Raw genomic sequence first — 16721 nt, 5'->3', positions numbered from 1 at the left:
CGGCATTACTGAGAAAAATCTTCGGCATGGGTAAAAATTACGCTTGCGCACAGCGCCAAAACAGAATAAAAATACACAAATTACGAATAATCATGCAATGAGGGTGTGCCGTGGTGAAGGAGCGTAGAACCGAACTGGTACAGGGATTCCGCCATTCTGTTCCCTATATCAATACCCATCGGGGAAAGACGTTTGTCATTATGCTGGGCGGCGAAGCCATCGAGCATGAAAACTTTTCCAGTATCGTCAATGACATTGGCCTTCTTCATAGCCTCGGCATCCGCCTTGTCGTGGTCTATGGCGCACGACCGCAGATTGATGCCAATCTTGCGGCGCATCATCATGAACCGGTGTACCACAAGAATACGCGCGTTACCGACGCTAAAACCCTGGAGCTGGTCAAACAGGCGGCAGGGTTACTTCAGCTTGATATTACCGCCCGCCTGTCAATGAGCCTGAATAATACGCCATTGCAGGGGGCGCACATCAATGTGGTCAGCGGTAATTTTATTATCTCCCAGCCGCTGGGCGTTGATGACGGCGTGGATTACTGCCATAGCGGACGTATTCGTCGTATTGATGAAGATGCCATTCACCGGCAGTTAGACAGTGGCGCGATTGTGCTGATGGGTCCGGTCGCCGTTTCCGTCACCGGTGAGAGCTTTAACCTGACTTCAGAAGAGGTCGCCACACAGTTGGCTATCAAACTGAAGGCAGAGAAAATGATCGGCTTTTGCTCCTCTCAGGGCGTCACCAACGATGATGGCGATATTATTTCCGAGCTGTTTCCTAACGAAGCCCAGGCGCGCGTTGAGTTGCAGGAAGAGAAAGGCGATTACAGCTCCGGCACAGTGCGCTTCCTGCGTGGGGCAGTGAAAGCCTGTCGCAGTGGGGTACGGCGCTGCCATCTGATCAGCTATCAGGAAGATGGCGCATTGCTGCAGGAACTGTTCTCCCGTGACGGGATCGGTACGCAGATCGTAATGGAAAGCGCCGAGCAGATCCGCCGCGCTACCATTAACGATATCGGCGGGATTCTGGAGCTGATCCGCCCGCTGGAGCAGCAAGGCATTCTGGTACGTCGCTCCCGCGAACAACTGGAAATGGAGATCGACAAATTCACGATTATTCAGCGCGATAACCTGACCATCGCCTGCGCCGCTCTGTACCCTTTCCCGGAGGAGAGAATTGGCGAAATGGCGTGCGTGGCGGTGCATCCGGACTACCGTAGCTCATCGCGCGGGGAAGTATTGCTGGAGCGGATCGCCGCGCAGGCCCGGCAAATGGGACTGAGCAAACTGTTCGTGCTGACCACGCGCAGCATTCACTGGTTCCAGGAACGTGGTTTCACGCCGGTGGATATCGACCTGCTGCCGGAAAGCAAGAAAGAGATGTACAACTATCAGCGGCGGTCAAAGGTGCTGATGGCGGATTTGGGGTAGTGGTCGTTGCCGGATGCGGTATAAATGCCTTATCCGGCAACGAATTTTATTGACTAAACAACGCCGACAATCCGCTGCGACGTTCGGTGCGGGTGGCAATGGCGTTACTTAATATCCGCTCATCGGCATACAGTGACAGACGCCGGCGCGCGCGGGTGACGGCGGTATAGACCAGCTCGCGGGTAACCACGGGTGAATGCTGGCTCGGTAAAATCAACGCCGCATGGTCAAACTCAGATCCCTGCGATTTGTGCACGGTCATCGCCCAAGTGGTTTCATGTTCAGGTAAGCGACTGGGCTGGACTGATTTGATAGAACCGTCCGGCAGCGCAAACCACACCCTCAGGCCCTGTCCACGATCGAGGGCAATGCCGATATCACCGTTAAATAATCCCAGCGAACTGTCATTGCGCGCGATCATCACCGGCCTTCCCTCATACCAGCGGCTATGCGTTGAACGATGAATTTTACGTTTTTGCGCCATCACCTGCTCAAGGCGTTCATTCAAACCACCCACGCCAAACGGACCTTCACGCAGGGCGCACAACAGCTGATACTCATTGAAGGCCTGAATGACAGCATCCGGCTCAGCGCCCTCACGCAGTAAATCCAGATAGTGCCCATAACCCGCCAGCGCCTCATCCAACATCGCGGCGTAATCTTCGCTGCTATGTAGCGTGCGTTTTTCAATGTCGCTAAACCCCTGCCGGAAGACCGTTTTGAGCGCGGCTTTGTCACCACGATTAATCGCAGCAGCCAACTGACCGATTCCGGAATCGCTACCGAAACGGTAACTCTTTTGCAGCAGACACAAACTGTCGCGCAAAGCGGCGGCCTGAGTTCCCAGACCTGCCGGAATAGCGCTTCCGGTCAGACGACTGAGCTGGCGGGCGCGTTCCGGGGTAAACCCGTCACCGACGAAAGCACAGATATCCCCCAGCACCGCCCCCGCTTCGACGGAAGCGAGCTGGTCACGATCGCCAAGAAAAATCACCCGCCCGTGCGGCGGTAGCGCATCGATAAGGCGCGACATCATCGGCAAATCAATCATCGAGGCTTCATCCACCACCAGCACATCCAGATGCAGCGGGTTTCCCGCATGATGGCGCAGGCGCTGACTGCCTGGCTGAGCGCCTAATAATCGATGCAACGTACTGGCGTCATCGGGAATGCGTTTCTTTTGCTCTTCGGTTAACGGCAGTTCTCGTAGCGCTGCACCCAGCGAGGCAGTCAGGCGCGCTGCCGCCTTTCCAGTAGGAGCCGCCAGGCGAATACGGCAGCGTTCCCCCTCAGTCATCTGAATCAACGCCGCCAGAAGCCTCGCAACTGTTGTCGTTTTTCCGGTCCCCGGCCCGCCGGAGATCACCGATATACGACGGGTCAACGCCACCGCAGCGGCCACTTTTTGCCAGTTAACACCTTCCGCTGGTGGAAACAACGCCGCCAGCGTGTGGGTCAGCCGTTGTTCATCCACCTCAATGGCGTGGTTAACTTCACTGAAAAAGCGAGCCACCGCCCGTTCGTTATGCCACATCCGGTTCAGATACAAGCGATCGCCGTGCAGCACCAGCGGCGTGGGTTGCTCACCACGGCTTACCGCCCCGGAGGCCAGCAGACATTCCGTCCAGTCTTCTGGCTCCCCCACTTCAGCGAGCCAGGCGCTTAAAAGGGGATGGGCATCCTCGCTCAGGGATAACCGCGAAAGTGGTAAGCAGACGTGCCCTTCTCCTGCTTCACGACTGAGCAACGCCGCCGCCAGCGCAACGGCAGGGTTGTCATTTCCGGCAACCGCCAGCGCAAACTGAGCATCCAGAGGCCGGAGCTGTTTTTGCTCCACAGCTTCCAGTAATCGTTTCTGGATTGTCATGACATCTCCTCCAGTGGCGCACCGACAAACATCTCGTCCATCAAGGCGATTAACTCCCCGTCAGGTCGGGTCGCGTAAATTCCCTGTTGCGGATTTTCACTGTCAATGCCACGCAAGAAGAGATAGATAACACCGCCAAAATGGCGTTCATAATCGTAATCAGCAATGCGATGGCGCAAGTAGCGATGCAGCGCCAGGGTATAAAGTTGATACTGCAGGTCGTAGCGATGCGCCTGCATGGCAGAGGCCATCGCCTGCTGCGTATACGCTGAGCTGTCTTCCCCCAGCCAGTTCGATTTGTAATCGAGAAGGTAATAACGCCCCTGGTGGCGGAAAACCAGGTCAATAAATCCTTTCAGCATGCCGCGTACCTGCATAAATTCCAACGCAGGGCACCCCGCGGAGAGCGGATCGTATTGGCGAATTAACGCATCAAGTTGGCTGGCCATCAGCGGCTGCGAAATCGGCAGGTAAAACTCCATCTCCACCTGTTTTTCACGCGCGGAAAGATGGCTCAAACTCACGCCCGTCTCGTTGAGAGGCGCCTGCAAAATGGCGTCCAGCCATTCGGTCAAAACCGGCGTCCAGTGCGCGTCATAACCGCCCAACGCCAGTTTTTCCTCGACCCAACGCGGATCTACCGGTTGAGTAAAGTCGAGATCTTCAAACAGGCTATGCAAGAATGTACCTGGCGAAGCGCCGCGCGGGAACTGATGCGGTGTAAGCCCTGACTCTTCAATAACCTCACCAACGCCTGCGGCATCAATATCCAGTCGCGGGATCAGATCCTGCGCGATTCCATGCCCACGCTGCTGCAGACCGGAATAACTGGTCACGCGCCAGCTATCGCCGGGCGTACGCTGCAGTATTTTCGCACTCAGTTCGCAGCTAACAGCCTGCGCAACTTGCCAGCGTTCACCGTCAGGCTGCGCAGGCGTCTGGCAGGCAATATCATCACTGCACAGCGCTTCAATCGCACTACGCAGACCCGCGGCATCCATCGGCTCACCTTTTTGCAACAGGCGACCAAGGGCGCTGTGATGTACATCGGTATCCCCTTTTTTATCGCCCCGACGTCGCACCAACGGCGCCACGCCAAGGCTGCAGTGCCATACCGAACGGGTTAGCGCGACATAGAGCAAACGCAGGTCTTCCGCCAGACGCTCCGCTTCAGCCAGCTCAACGCTCTCCTCGGCATCGCTGAGATCCAGCATGGCTTCAAAAGAGCTGCGATCGTGGTAGAAAGCCTGATCCTGGACGCGGAAATTCGTGATAAACGGCAGCCAGACCAGCGGATACTCCAGCCCTTTAGATTTATGGATAGTGACGATTTTGACCAGATGCTTGTCGCTTTCCAGCCTGAGCTGCTGGCTGGACGCGTTGCTGTCGGGTTCAAGAATATGCTGGGACAGCCAGCGCACCAGCGCATGCTCGCTTTCCAGCTGCGAGCCTGCTTCCTGCAACAGTTCGCTGATATGTAAAATATCAGTCAGGCGGCGTTCGCCCCCCGCCGTCGCCAGCAGGTTTTCCGCAATCTGGCGGGTTGTCATCAGCGCGCGCAGCATCGGCATCACGCCGCGTTTATGCCAGATCTGACGATAGCCATCAAACTCTTCGACCACCGCATCCCAGGCATTTTCGTCGTTATTTAAGGCTTCAAGATCCTGCGCATTCAGCCCCATCATTGAGGTCGCCAGCGCGCTACGCAGCGTGTTCTCACGCTCCGGCGTCATCACCGCCTGCAGCACCCACAGTAACTCCCGCGCTTCCAGCGTTTCAAATACGCTGTCACGGTTGGAAAGGTAGACAGAGGGAATTGCCAGCTGCGTCAGCGCATCACGGACCAGTGCCGCCTCCTGGCGGCTACGAACCAGTACGCTGATGTCCGACGCGCGTACCGGACTGGATGTTTTACCACTGACCAGTTGCGCAGCGCCAGACTGCCCGGCTTTAAGCCAGTCGCGAATTTGCGTGGCGCACACCTGGGCCATGTAGTTCTGATAATCGCCTACGCCGCAGCTTTCCCCTTCCATCAGCCACATGCTCATGGCTGGCTGTGTCTCACCGTGTAAAACAAACCGAAACGACTGGTTTTTTTCTGCAAATTTTACCGGGCTAAAGGGGATTTCGCGGAACATAAAGGCGTCATCCATCTGGCTGAAAAGCGTATTTACGCTATTTACCATGCCGGGGGCCGAACGCCAGTTGGTATCGAGCGTATAGTGTGCGCTGACCTCGCTGCGCGCCTTCATATAGGTGAAGATATCCGCGCCGCGAAACGCGTAAATCGCCTGTTTTGGGTCGCCAATCAGCAACAGTGCGGTATCCGGCTGATGCTGCCAGATCCGGCGAAAAATACGGTACTGCTGCGGATCGGTATCCTGAAATTCATCGATCATCGCGACCGGAAAACGGGTACGGATAGCCGTCGCCAGCGCATCGCCGCTTTCACTGCGCAACGCCGCATCCAGACGGCTGAGCATATCGTCAAAGCCTAGCTCACCGCGGCGTCGTTTCTCCTCGACAACCGCTGAACGGATCTCCGCCAGCGCCCGGGTGATCACCAGATCGCGGAGAGTTAACGGTTCGCTAAGCAGTTCATCAATAGCGACAAACAGCGGGTGCTGAGGGGTTATTCCGCCCGCTTTAGTGCGCTCTTCCAGAAAACGCTGTGAGAATTTCTCCAGCGCGTCAGGAAGCTGATAACTTTGGGTTTGTTCTTGCGCCCATGCGCTGATCTTTTCGATCCACTTACCCTGGTTACCACGGTTAAATTTACGCCGGTCGATCCCGGAGGCTTCCAGCAGGCCATCCAGCTCATCAACGGAATCACGCCATTGCTGCTTGATCTGGTTAATGCGCGCGAGAATTTGTTCGTGTCGGGAAGCCAGCGTTTCGTCATCAGACGGCGGAGCCTTGATGACCGGCGCTTCCCCCTGCAGATAGCGATCGATGTCTCTCAGCAGAGCCTGCGGTCCTTTCCACGTTTCAAAAATCACCTGCGCAATGTCGCGGGGTAGCGGATAGCAATGCCGACGCCAAAAGTCCGCACAGGCCTGATAGCGCAGCAGCGATTCATCTTCTATCAGTTGCTGTTCGAACAGCATGCCTGATTCAAAGGCGTTGAGACTGAGCATACGCTGACAAAAGCCGTGGATGGTAAACACCGCCGCTTCATCCATCTGTCTTTCAGCCAATAGCAGCCACTGAGCGGCCTGTTTTTTATCGGCGATTTCATCTAACAAACGGGCATATAGCGGGTTGTCGGTTGTTTCACGCAGGCAGGCAATTCGCAGTTCATGAATGTTGCTACGAATTCGTCCGCGCAACTCTTCGGTGGCCGCCTCGGTGAAGGTGACCACGAGCAGTTCTTCAACGGTCAGAGGACGAGGAAAGGCGGCAGAGCCGCCCAGTCCAAGCAGTAAACGTAAATACAGGGCGGCGATGGTAAAGGTTTTACCGGTGCCCGCAGAGGCTTCAATCAGGCGCTCGCCCGTCAGGGGCAAGCGCAGTGGATCAAGGGACTCAGCGGCATCATTCATTCTTATCACTCATCAGGGGTAAGGTTTGCTGCAACGCGCTGACGGTCTGCCACACTTTCCAGCCTTCCGGGTGCACATATTCTGCTTTCCCGTTCTGACTGCCGGAAACCTGTGACAGTATCGCCATGCCTTGCGGCTCAACCACCGCCTGATGGAAGAAGTCGGCAAGTTTTTGCGGCGTCAGCAGTTTAATCTGAGCCACTATTTTATCACGTGAATCGAAGCGCATATTGCCGCGATCAAAATCTTTGCTTAACTGTGAGGCTTCTTCCCCCAGCGTTTGCGGCGCCTGCAGCATTTGCGCAATAATCGCCTGCTGAATTTGCGCAAACTCTTCAGGTTTCATCGCCCGCAGCTTCGCTTCCGCCGTCGGGAAAAACGCTTTATAACGCTCCCAAAGATAAGACGGCTGCTTATCATTGCTTTGCAGCAGGAACCCCATTCCCCACTGACGGCCGATACTCATCGGGAACGCAAATACAGCGTAGCCTAACTGCTCTTCAGTACGCAGTTGATTGTAGAACCACGGCTGAACAATCTGCCCTAACATGGCGCTGTAGGCTGAACTGGCGTATTCATCGTATCCGGTTGGCACAAATACCGCCGCCAGCGCGGAGTCCGTGCTACTGCCTGCTTTTTCAAAGATGACGGACTGCTTCTTGTCCACAACCACATCTTTATTGCGACACCACTGTGACCCGTTAGCGCCAAGCTGTTGTTGGATATCCCGCGCCATGGTCGTCGCCTGAGCGGCGCTCATATTACCAATTACCAGGAATTCAGGCCGCGCACCGGTTTTTAAGGCGTCGCGGTACGTCATCACCTCTTTCAGGGTGATAGAAGGCAGTAGCTTACGGCGCTCATCGCGTGAAAAGTACGGCACCTGAGAAAGCATTTGCACTGGCATAATTGCCTGATCGTAGGCTTTACCCTTCTCTGCAGAATCCATCATCTGGGCATACCAGGATTTCGCCTGTTCCAGCTGTTCATCCGTTGAGGTGTAGCTGAAATAGCCGCTCAGCAGAGCCTGAAAAAGCTGCGGCAGACGTTGGGTGTAGCCGTTGGCGTTAAGCATCAACCCATTGTTAGCGTTGGTAGAGAAACCAATTCCACCTACCGACGCCTGGTTGCTTAACTGATCGAGCGCAATCCCCGCCAGGTAATCGTTAAGTGCGAATAATACCTGGTTGCGGGCGCTGTCCATGGCCTTCGGGTTACGCAGGATCACGCTGACGTCAGCCTTCGGCTCACTGGCAAAATACTGGCTCGGCGCATACACCACGCGTAGATCCGGCTCATCAACGATCAGTTCCGGGTGAGCGTATTTTTTATCCGTTTTAATCAGCGTGAAATCATCCGGAATGTAGGGGTTCAACTCCGGTAACGACAGCGCAATGCCCTGCGCTTTTTGCTGCCAGTCGGCAAAGGTTTTGTCGCTGATTTTATCCACCTGGTAAGGCGCATCGACAAAATAAGCGGTTTTATTATGCGGTTCTTTCGCACTGATATACCAGATACGCGCATTCTGTGGCGTCATCATTGCCAGGCGTTGCTCAACGGCTTTCACATCGTACTGGTCGGCAATATTCACCGCATCCAGCGTATGTTCGACAGGAACGCGGATCATGGTATCAGCCAGCCATTCCACGTAGTCCATATCACGGGTGATGGAGGGATAACGGAAATCGAGATCCAGTACGTGCGCCAGTTCGTCAAAATAGCGTTTATCGACGCCTTTATCGCGTAACAGATTGAGATAACTGAAAATTGCCGCAACAACTTCATCGCGGTTCGCCAGCCCTTTGTCGGTTAACGTCGCGGAAATGGCTAACACGCCGCTGTTCCCATTGACCACCGGATCGGAATCCGCACGAATACCTTCAACCAGTCCCTGCTTTTGCAGCCAGTCAGACAACGTGCCAGGGCTACGATTACCAATCAGATAGGTCACCAGCTCATCGGTTTTACTGCGGAACTGCGCGCTGTTGTTATCGATACGAAACTCGACGCGCAGTACTTTACGCGGCATTGCCGGAACATAGTGGATGATGACGCCCTTTTGCGCGTCGGTGACTACCGGTACGGTAATTTCAGGCTTTGCGATATTTCTGTTCGGTACGCGTCCAAAGGTGTCAGCAGCTATCCGCGCCAGCTCTGGCAGGGGCTTATTGCTATAAATCACCGCCTTCATCAGGTTCGCGGAGTAGTACTTTTCATGAAATTTTTGTAATGCCTGCACCACCGGGTTTCCCGGTTTATCGCTTAATGTCTCGAGATTTCCGCCGGAGAAACGCGAGCCAGGGTGCGCCGGGTTGATGGTCTCAGCACTCACCTGCGCCATACGCATCCCGTCTCGGGTGCGCGCCAGCGTCAGCTCGGAGTTAACCGCGTTACGCTCACGATCGGCATATTTTTTATCCAGCAACGGATCGGCAATAGCGTCCGCCAGGCGATCCACCGCCCCCACCAACGCGTCGTTTTCGACTTCAAGATAGAAGGCCGTACGGTAAGGCGCGGTGCTGGCATTGTGGCTGCCGCCGTGCATTTTCAGGAATTCAGCCAGACTGTCCGGCTGTGGGTATTTTTTCGAGCCCATCAGACACATGTGTTCGAGATAATGCGCCAGCCCCTGATGCTCGTCCGGATCTTCCAGCGAGCCCACGGGAACCACCAGTGCAGAAAGGGATTTCACGGCCTGAGGATCGGATACCAGCAACACGACCATGCCGTTATCAAGGCGCACGGCCTGATACTGGCGGGTGTCTTTATCGCTTTTACGGATGGTTTCAGCTAAAGGCTGCCAACCGGTATCTGCCTGACTTACGGGAACCCAAAGGGCGACGAACAACAGTAATGCGCTGAACCAGGTGCTGCGGGGCATTCACAAACCTCATCATTAACGTATTCACCTGTTCACAGCAAAGCACGCATAAATACGTGGTCTGAACAGGGCAAGACTATGTGCTGAACGAGCCAGCATCCTCTCTTTGTAAGAATCAGTCCGTGACAGAATGCGCATCATAGTGGAAGCCATCGAACTGCGCAATTTTTATACAATCATCATGACTGATTAAAGCGAAAAATCGGTAACAGGTAGCGCTGAGACTGTAAAACAATGGTATCCAGCGTAGCCGCATCCAGCTGACGCCAAAGACGCTGATACCAGATATCATCACCTTCACCCCGTACCATCATGTTGCCTTCATAGGCCTGCAGAAACTTACTGCGCGCTTTTTGCAACGTTGCATCGTCATCTAACATGGCATCATTTACGGCGTCATAACAGGTTTTTATCCAGGCGCCGCCGCTTTCGGGCAATACCAGCAATGGTGACGACATGCCTTCCCGATACCCGTCAATGAGCTGCGACAGGTACAGCAGCGCCTGCTCTGCATCCAGTGGCGGAAAACGCCATTCCCCGTCTTTACGCAGGAACAACCGGCTCTCTCCCGTACCGCCACTGGCACAATAGACAAGATGTTCCAGCCAAAGTTGCACACCCTGCGCAATGCTTATCAAAGATGGGCGCCAGCGCAACAAACCGTCCTCTTGCACCTGTGGCAGCCAACCGGTGATTTGCACGCCGTTACAGTTAAGATCGATTTCCATACTCTGGCAGGGCTGACGACAGGCGATAATGCGTTCAGCCAGCGACTGCATCTCCTGACGCTGCGTATCCCACAGAATTTCGCCAAATGGCCCATAGGGAAGCGTGCCCGCCGCACGAAAACGGCGAAACAGTTGTTCAGCATCCTTCTCTTCAACCAGCGTGTTAAGCAATTGCTGATTAAGCTGATAGCGGGTTAATCCTTCAAGAGTGAACGGTTCCGTTTCCGGGATCTCACTTTCTTCAGAGCGGAAGTTGACCCTCAGCCGCATCTGGAAAAAAGCCCTTACCGGATGAGCCCAAAATCGCTGCAGCGTTTCCAGCGTCAGCGTTTCAGGCATCTCAAAGGGAAGCGTCTGGACAAAATCCGTGTGCGCTTTTCCTGACAGGCTCGCCGCAGGCAGCCATTCCCGGGCATAGCTTTGCTGTTCGCCCGGCAGATAGTTTTGTGCATCAAAGGGCATACGGGTATGCAAACGAGTAATGTGTGCTTTTACCCGGGCCTCGCTTTGATCGCAGGTCAACGATTCATCGCCCGGCAGATAGTGGCTTTGCCCGATGTAGTCCATCAGTTCCTGCACCAGTACCGACGGGAAGCGCTCGCTGTTGTCCTGAATGGAGCGGCCAATGTAGCTGATGTAGAGCGTTTGCTGTGCTGAAATCAATGCTTCAAGAAACAGGTAGCGGTCATCATCGCGACGGCTGCGATCGCCCCTCATCGGTTTTTGACTCATCAAATCAAAGCCCAATGGTGCAAGCTGACGCGGATAAACGCCATCGTTCATACCCAGCAGGCACACCACCTTGAAAGGAATAGAGCGCATCGGCATCAGCGTACAAATGTTAACTGGCCCCGCCAGGAAGCGCTGGCTAATGCGCTCCTGGTCAAGACGCTGGGCCAGCTCATCACGCAATAGAGAAAGCGGTATGGCATCACCATACTCAGCCCCCAGACCTTGAGTGATAATGGCCTGCCACTGCTGTTCAATCAGCGTCATCGCCGCTTCGGTATCTGCATCCGGCAGGAAGAAATCATTAAGCATGTCCCGACAAACGGGCAGCCACTCTTCCAGCGGGCGCTCCTGCGCTAACCCTCTACGCCAGAGATTGAGCTGCATCAGCAACGAGGCCAGATGCCCTACCAACTCGGCAATCAAACCGTTGGACTCATCGTATGGCAATACCGATTGCCACTCGCCCTGCGCGCTTTCCATCGCGTAGCCGAGCAGCATGCGCGTTAAACCAAATTGCCAGGTATGCTGACCTGTAGGCGGAAGTTCCAGTTCACGCACGTTATCGTCGTCAATTCCCCAGCGAATCCCGGATTCATTGACCCATAAACGAAGATAGCGCAGCCCTTCTTCATCGATATTGAAACGCGCCGCCAGCACGGGTACATCCAGTAATGCCAGCACATCCTCTGAGACAAAACGGCTATCCGGCAGTGACAGCAGGCTAATAAAGGCCTGTAAGACGGGATGAGACTGGCGCGCCCGACGGTCGGAAATCGCATATGGTAAGTAACGCTCAGCTGGCGCGCTGCCAAAGACCGACTGAATAAATGGGCTGTAGCTGTCGATATCCGCCACCATCACAATAATATCGCGCGGCGTCAGCGTGGGATCCGCTTCCAGCATTGCCAGCAGGCGGTCATGAAGAATTTCTACCTCGCGCTGTGGGCTATGACAAACATGGAAAGTCACGCTGGTGTCGTTCAGCTCAAGCCGTCGTTTATTATCGCTACGCGAATACTCTTCCAGCGTAACACCCGCCACGGCATGACTTTCAAGTTCCAGAATATCCGATTGAATATTATGCAAAAGATTGTCAGGCGTAATATCGACAAACGCATCCAGTTCCTGACTATTTTCCAGTTCTGAAAGCAAATAAATGTAATCGCGCCCCAGTTTGCCCCACGAGGCCAGCATCGGGTTGCCCACATCCTGTTCACCATCGCTGTTAAACACCCCTTCGGCTTTCTGACTATCGCGAAACAGCGGTAGATGGCGTTCTTCAAAGCTGTGCCGACGCTGACGCGCCATCAGCTTCGCCAGCCAGGCGGGATCTTTTATATCTCCCCAGTAGTAGCGACAAGGGTTGGTAAACAGCAGATGAATATCAATGTGCTTGCCCAGCGCCTGCAATGCCTGCAAATAAACCGGCGGCAGCGCCGAAATGCCGCAAATAAAGACGCGAGAAGGCAGTCCCTGCGGGCACTCGGACGAGCTTTCCAGAGTCTGAATAAATCGTTGGTATAAATTGGCGCGATGCCAGCGCGGCTGGCCCAATTCCTCGGTGTGTTCCACCAGCGCTTTCCACAACGGCGCCTGCCAGGCCTGAGATTCGCCGAGTCCCTCAACCAGTCGCCCGGCTTCCCACTGGGTCAACCACTCAGGGCGATAGACTAAATACTGGTCAAAGAGGTCAGCCGCGCGCGAGGAAAGCTGAAACAGTTTACGTTTATCGGTGTCGTCCGTCAGATAGTGGCGCAGCAATGCGAAGTCATCGCCATCCAGCAATTGCGGCAACAGCGTCATCAACTTCCAGCTCATGCTCTGTTTGCTGAACGCGCTCTCTTTCGGGATATCCGGCAGCACGCGCACAAACATATCCCAGATAAAACTCGCGGGCAGCGGAAAATCGATGTTGGCGGCAATACTAAACTTCTGTGCAAGGGTCATTTGTAGCCACTGCGCCATACCGGTACTTTGAACCAGGATCATCTCAGGTTCAAAGGGGTCGTCCAGCCGCTCGCGCTCAACGATAAATTCCATTAACGCTTCCAGCACATCCAGACGATTGGAGTGGTAGACCCTTAACATAGCGACTCCTGACTACTGACGATTCGGGCAATGCAGACGCCTCATCTGACCCTGCCTGCCCAAGGGTGAAGAAATTTTAACGTTGATGCTGACACATCCTGCGCTCGTTGTCTGCATTCGGTTAACCTGCCAGTTCAAAGGCGATGAAAACTGATACAGCTGGGTTTGCTGCCAGGCGTGACGCCAGAGTTGCTGATACTGGTTTCTGATGATAAAGCTGTTCATCAGCGCCCGCTGGTATCCTGACAGCGCGGTCACAATCATGATCATCAGCACCATTGCCAGCATCACTTCCGGCAGGCTAAAGCCACGCTGTCTGTTCAGGGGATCTGACATAGCGCCTGCTCCTTTAGCGGACAAAAATCGCTCCAGCCATGCACCGAATATTCGATATTGTCATCAATAATCGCCCCCTGCCGCCATAACGATACCCCTTCATAATGGACTATAAGCAGCACGGAATTATTAGTGAGCTGTCGCAGACAAACCGCGGCATCCTGCGTGGTATAACGCCGACACTGTGCAGCGAGTTGTAAGCGCCAGGGCTGCATACGCCCCCATTCCATCGCAGATTGCACCACCACCTGGCGCTGCAGAGCCTGACTTTGCGTGACCACTCGCGAAGCAAAACGGGACTCCTGCCTGCTAACGCCTTGCAGCAGAAGGCTACCGAGCACCAGCAGTAACAGGACCATCGCTAAAGATGAAACGCCCCGCTCACGGTTCACAGGTTGAATCCTGTCACGCTGTAGACTGCTTCAATAACCTTTTGTGGTTCGACATTGTTCACTCCGCGCAAACGCAGCGTAAGGAGCGGGGAATATCCGCTGATATTCAGACGTTCAACCTGAAATGCCTCAATCTGTATCGTGGCTGGATCGGACATTTTCTCCCACCCTTTTCCATTGCAGTCCGTTACTCCCCGCAGGGTCTCCAGTACCTTGTCCTGTAAACGAAATCCAATCGTATCGGCCTCTTTCGCGGGACTGCTCTCCCAAATGCCGTTGCTATTGGCATCCCAGCGCGCAATGACACAGTCGCCCTTAGCCGATATCTCCAGCCCTTCTCCGACACAGTTTCCGCGGCAGTACCCTGCCCGCTGAAGATGCTTCGCCACGGTGTATACCCGCTGCCATATTTCATCTTCAAGCGCTAACTGGCGCGTGTTGCGCAGGATCTCTCGCTGCAGCGCGGGTAAAAATCGCGCTGAGCTAAGCAATAAAACGCTGCTAATCGCCATAGCAATCAGCACCTCCAGGAGTGAAAAGCCCCGTTCATTTACTGACATAACCTGGCCTCATCTTTCTCGCAAAGCCTGATTCGCCCCCAGCCTGACACCACCACGCGCCATTCCCCTGTCGTATTTTTCAGGCGAATATGTCCAGCCCATGCCGTATTGCGCAGACCAAAAAAGGCCAGTGAAGGCGTTATCTCTGCCATTTCGACATCGTCCCAGGGCGGTGTAAAAACCAAGGGCGAAACGGGTAGACACGTGGTTTGCACAGCAGCAGAGCTGACAAAACACCAGGATGTGCCATCCCGAATCACGCTGATGACGTGATCGCGGTTACGCCAGTTAGCATCTTCACGCAGTTGCAGCAGGTAATCTCGCATCTGAATGGCGGTTTGCCATAGCCGCTGTTGCTGTTGCCAGCGCTGCCAACCATACAGCCCCGAGGCGCCAAGCGCCGCGACGATCAGCATCGCAATCAGGGTTTCGATAAGCGTGTAGCCGTGTTGTTTTTTCATGTCGCCAGTATGGCGTGAGGAAAATGAATAACGAGCGGGAAATTCGGTTTCTACGGCGAGCTACGAGGAATATTTGTCGCGTTGCAGGTCGTTGCAATATTTCAGGAACCCACGCCGAAGAACGCGATTTGAGACAAAATAAATATCCTCCGGCATAGCCGGAGGTTTTTCGGATGCGCCTATAAGGCTCTGTTACCAGCCGCGCCCTAACAGGCGCATACGATCTGACATTTGCATCAGACTTCGTTACTTACGGCCCGTAAACGGGCTACCCGCATAAGGGATCGATAACTGCTCACCCATTTTATCTTCTGCAAGCTGGTGCTTTATGTATTCCTGTATCTTCACCGTGTTCTTACCCACCGTATCTACGTAGTATCCCCGGCACCAGAACTTTCTATTCCTGTACTTGAATTTCATATCCCCAAACTGTTCATACAGCATCAGACTGCTTTTCCCTTTCAGATACCCCATAAAGCCGGATACGCTCATTTTGGGTGGGATTTCCACAAGCATATGAATATGATCTACACAGCATTCCGCTTCCAGGATCCGCACGTTTTTCCACTCACACTGCTTTCTTAAGATGCTGCCTATCGCCCTGCGTTTCTCACCGTAGAATGCTTGTCTTCGGTATTTGGGCGCAAAAACTATGTGATATTTACAGTTCCATCGGGTGTGCGCTAAGCTCTTTTCGTCCCCCATTGGGACCCCCTTTTGATTTCTTGTTAAACATTTGCAGTTGCCAGACCGCAATGTGTTTTAACAAATCAAAAGGGGTTTTAATAACTGGCCCAAAGCTGAAAGCTTTCCGGAACCCCCAGCCTAGCTGGGGGTTTTCTGTGCACAAAAAAACCGACGCACACGGGCGTCGGTTGTGACAGCATGAAGCCGGTTAGATAGCCACTGGCGCTTTAATACCAGGATGCGGATCGTAGCCTTCAATTTCGAAATCTTCGAAGCGATAGTCAAAGATAGATTCAGGCTTACGTTTGATGACCAGCTTCGGCAGCGCGCGCGGTTCGCGGCTAAGCTGCAGATGCGTTTGATCCATATGGTTGCTGTACAGGTGCGTGTCGCCGCCGGTCCAGACAAAATCACCCACTTCCAGATCGCACTGCTGCGCCATCATGTGTACCAGTAAGGCGTAGCTGGCAATGTTAAACGGCAAACCGAGGAACACATCGCACGAACGCTGATACAGCTGGCAGGAGAGCTTGCCATCCGCCACGTAAAACTGGAAGAACGCGTGGCACGGCGCCAGCGCCATTTTATCCAGCTCACCGACGTTCCATGCAGAAACGATAATTCGGCGAGAGTCCGGGTCATTTTTGAGCTGGTTTAACACCGTGGTGATCTGGTCAATATGGCGACCGTCTGGCGTAGGCCACGCACGCCACTGTTTGCCATAAACCGGGCCCAGATTACCGTTTTCATCCGCCCATTCGTCCCAGATTGAGACGTTGTTTTCATGCAGGTAGGCAACGTTGGTGTCGCCCTGCAAAAACCACAGCAGTTCATGAATGATCGAGCGTAAATGGCAGCGTTTAGTCGTAACCAGCGGGAACCCTTCCTGCAGATTAAAACGCATCTGATGACCAAAAATGGAAAGCGTTCCGGTTCCGGTACGGTCGTTTTTCTGTGTGCCTTCATCCAGCACTTTTTGCATCAGTTCTAAATACTGTTTCATGG

11 protein-coding genes are annotated in these 16721 nt (G+C 54.2%); 1 reads left to right on the top strand and 10 read right to left on the bottom strand.

The features are described from left to right. The first annotated feature begins 110 nt into the window (after positions 1-110). Entirely contained in the window at positions 111-1442 is a 1332-nt protein-coding gene (gene argA / locus HV243_RS04860) for an amino-acid N-acetyltransferase (protein ID WP_008785703.1), read from the top strand. Positions 1443-1488: 46 nt separating this feature from the next. Here argA and recD read toward each other — a convergent pair whose 3' ends face one another. The 10 genes from recD to thyA all read right to left on the bottom strand — a co-directional run bounded on the left by recD (position 1489) and on the right by thyA (position 16719). Further along, complete coding sequence (recD, locus tag HV243_RS04855; protein WP_053390050.1) at positions 1489-3309, bottom strand: exodeoxyribonuclease V subunit alpha; 1821 nt, start codon at positions 3307-3309, stop codon at positions 1489-1491. Further along, positions 3306-6851, bottom strand: a complete 3546-nt coding sequence (recB, locus tag HV243_RS04850) for an exodeoxyribonuclease V subunit beta (RefSeq protein ID WP_053390051.1) — start codon at positions 6849-6851, stop codon at positions 3306-3308. Before recB ends, recD begins: the two co-directional genes overlap by 4 nt. Continuing rightward, positions 6844-9732: a pitrilysin gene (gene ptrA, locus HV243_RS04845; RefSeq protein WP_053390052.1), complete on the bottom strand. Its 2889-nt coding sequence runs from the start codon at positions 9730-9732 to the stop codon at positions 6844-6846. Before ptrA ends, recB begins: the two co-directional genes overlap by 8 nt. Before the next feature lie 179 nt (positions 9733-9911). Further along, the gene (gene recC / locus HV243_RS04840; RefSeq protein WP_053390053.1) at positions 9912-13280 is read right to left on the bottom strand and encodes an exodeoxyribonuclease V subunit gamma; all 3369 of its coding nucleotides are present in this window, start codon (positions 13278-13280) and stop codon (positions 9912-9914) included. Positions 13281-13292: 12 nt separating this feature from the next. After that, positions 13293-13616, bottom strand: coding sequence for a prepilin-type N-terminal cleavage/methylation domain-containing protein (locus HV243_RS04835; protein ID WP_053390054.1), 324 nt, complete (start codon positions 13614-13616; stop codon positions 13293-13295). Then, the gene (locus tag HV243_RS04830) at positions 13601-14008 is read right to left on the bottom strand and encodes a DUF2509 family protein (RefSeq protein ID WP_053390055.1); all 408 of its coding nucleotides are present in this window, start codon (positions 14006-14008) and stop codon (positions 13601-13603) included. Before HV243_RS04830 ends, HV243_RS04835 begins: the two co-directional genes overlap by 16 nt. After that, positions 14005-14568, bottom strand: a complete 564-nt coding sequence (locus HV243_RS04825; RefSeq protein ID WP_047359084.1) for a prepilin peptidase-dependent protein — start codon at positions 14566-14568, stop codon at positions 14005-14007. The genes HV243_RS04830 and HV243_RS04825 overlap by 4 nt, the downstream gene beginning before the upstream one ends. Further along, positions 14559-15029, bottom strand: coding sequence for a prepilin peptidase-dependent protein (locus HV243_RS04820; protein WP_181603934.1), 471 nt, complete (start codon positions 15027-15029; stop codon positions 14559-14561). Before HV243_RS04820 ends, HV243_RS04825 begins: the two co-directional genes overlap by 10 nt. A 246-nt stretch (positions 15030-15275) precedes the next feature. Then, positions 15276-15734 carry an IS200/IS605 family transposase gene (gene tnpA / locus HV243_RS04815; RefSeq protein WP_181603933.1) on the bottom strand — a complete coding sequence of 153 codons (459 nt, stop codon included), beginning with the start codon at positions 15732-15734 and terminating at the stop codon, positions 15276-15278. A 190-nt stretch (positions 15735-15924) separates the two neighbouring features. Beyond that, positions 15925-16719, bottom strand: a complete 795-nt coding sequence (gene thyA / locus HV243_RS04810) for a thymidylate synthase (protein WP_003033990.1) — start codon at positions 16717-16719, stop codon at positions 15925-15927. Positions 16720-16721 lie beyond the last annotated feature (2 nt).

Origin of the sequence: Citrobacter sp. RHBSTW-00599 (assembly GCF_013784065.1) — a bacterium.
GTDB lineage: Bacteria > Pseudomonadota > Gammaproteobacteria > Enterobacterales > Enterobacteriaceae > Citrobacter > Citrobacter braakii.
The sequence above is the reverse complement of the archived record's forward strand: the minus strand, read 5'-3'. Positions and strand labels throughout refer to the sequence as shown.

Excerpts from the sequence above, each read along its gene's own strand:
- recD (WP_053390050.1), bottom strand. The coding sequence starts at position 3,309 with ATGACAATCCAGAAACGATTACTGGAAGCTGTGGAGCAAAAACAGCTC.
- recB (WP_053390051.1), bottom strand. The coding sequence starts at position 6,851 with ATGAATGATGCCGCTGAGTCCCTTGATCCACTGCGCTTGCCCCTGACG.
- ptrA (WP_053390052.1), bottom strand. The coding sequence starts at position 9,732 with ATGCCCCGCAGCACCTGGTTCAGCGCATTACTGTTGTTCGTCGCCCTT.
- recC (WP_053390053.1), bottom strand. The coding sequence starts at position 13,280 with ATGTTAAGGGTCTACCACTCCAATCGTCTGGATGTGCTGGAAGCGTTA.
- HV243_RS04835 (WP_053390054.1), bottom strand. The coding sequence starts at position 13,616 with ATGTCAGATCCCCTGAACAGACAGCGTGGCTTTAGCCTGCCGGAAGTG.
- HV243_RS04825 (WP_047359084.1), bottom strand. The coding sequence starts at position 14,568 with ATGTCAGTAAATGAACGGGGCTTTTCACTCCTGGAGGTGCTGATTGCT.
- HV243_RS04820 (WP_181603934.1), bottom strand. The coding sequence starts at position 15,029 with ATGAAAAAACAACACGGCTACACGCTTATCGAAACCCTGATTGCGATG.
- tnpA (WP_181603933.1), bottom strand. The coding sequence starts at position 15,734 with ATGGGGGACGAAAAGAGCTTAGCGCACACCCGATGGAACTGTAAATAT.
- thyA (WP_003033990.1), bottom strand. The coding sequence starts at position 16,719 with ATGAAACAGTATTTAGAACTGATGCAAAAAGTGCTGGATGAAGGCACA.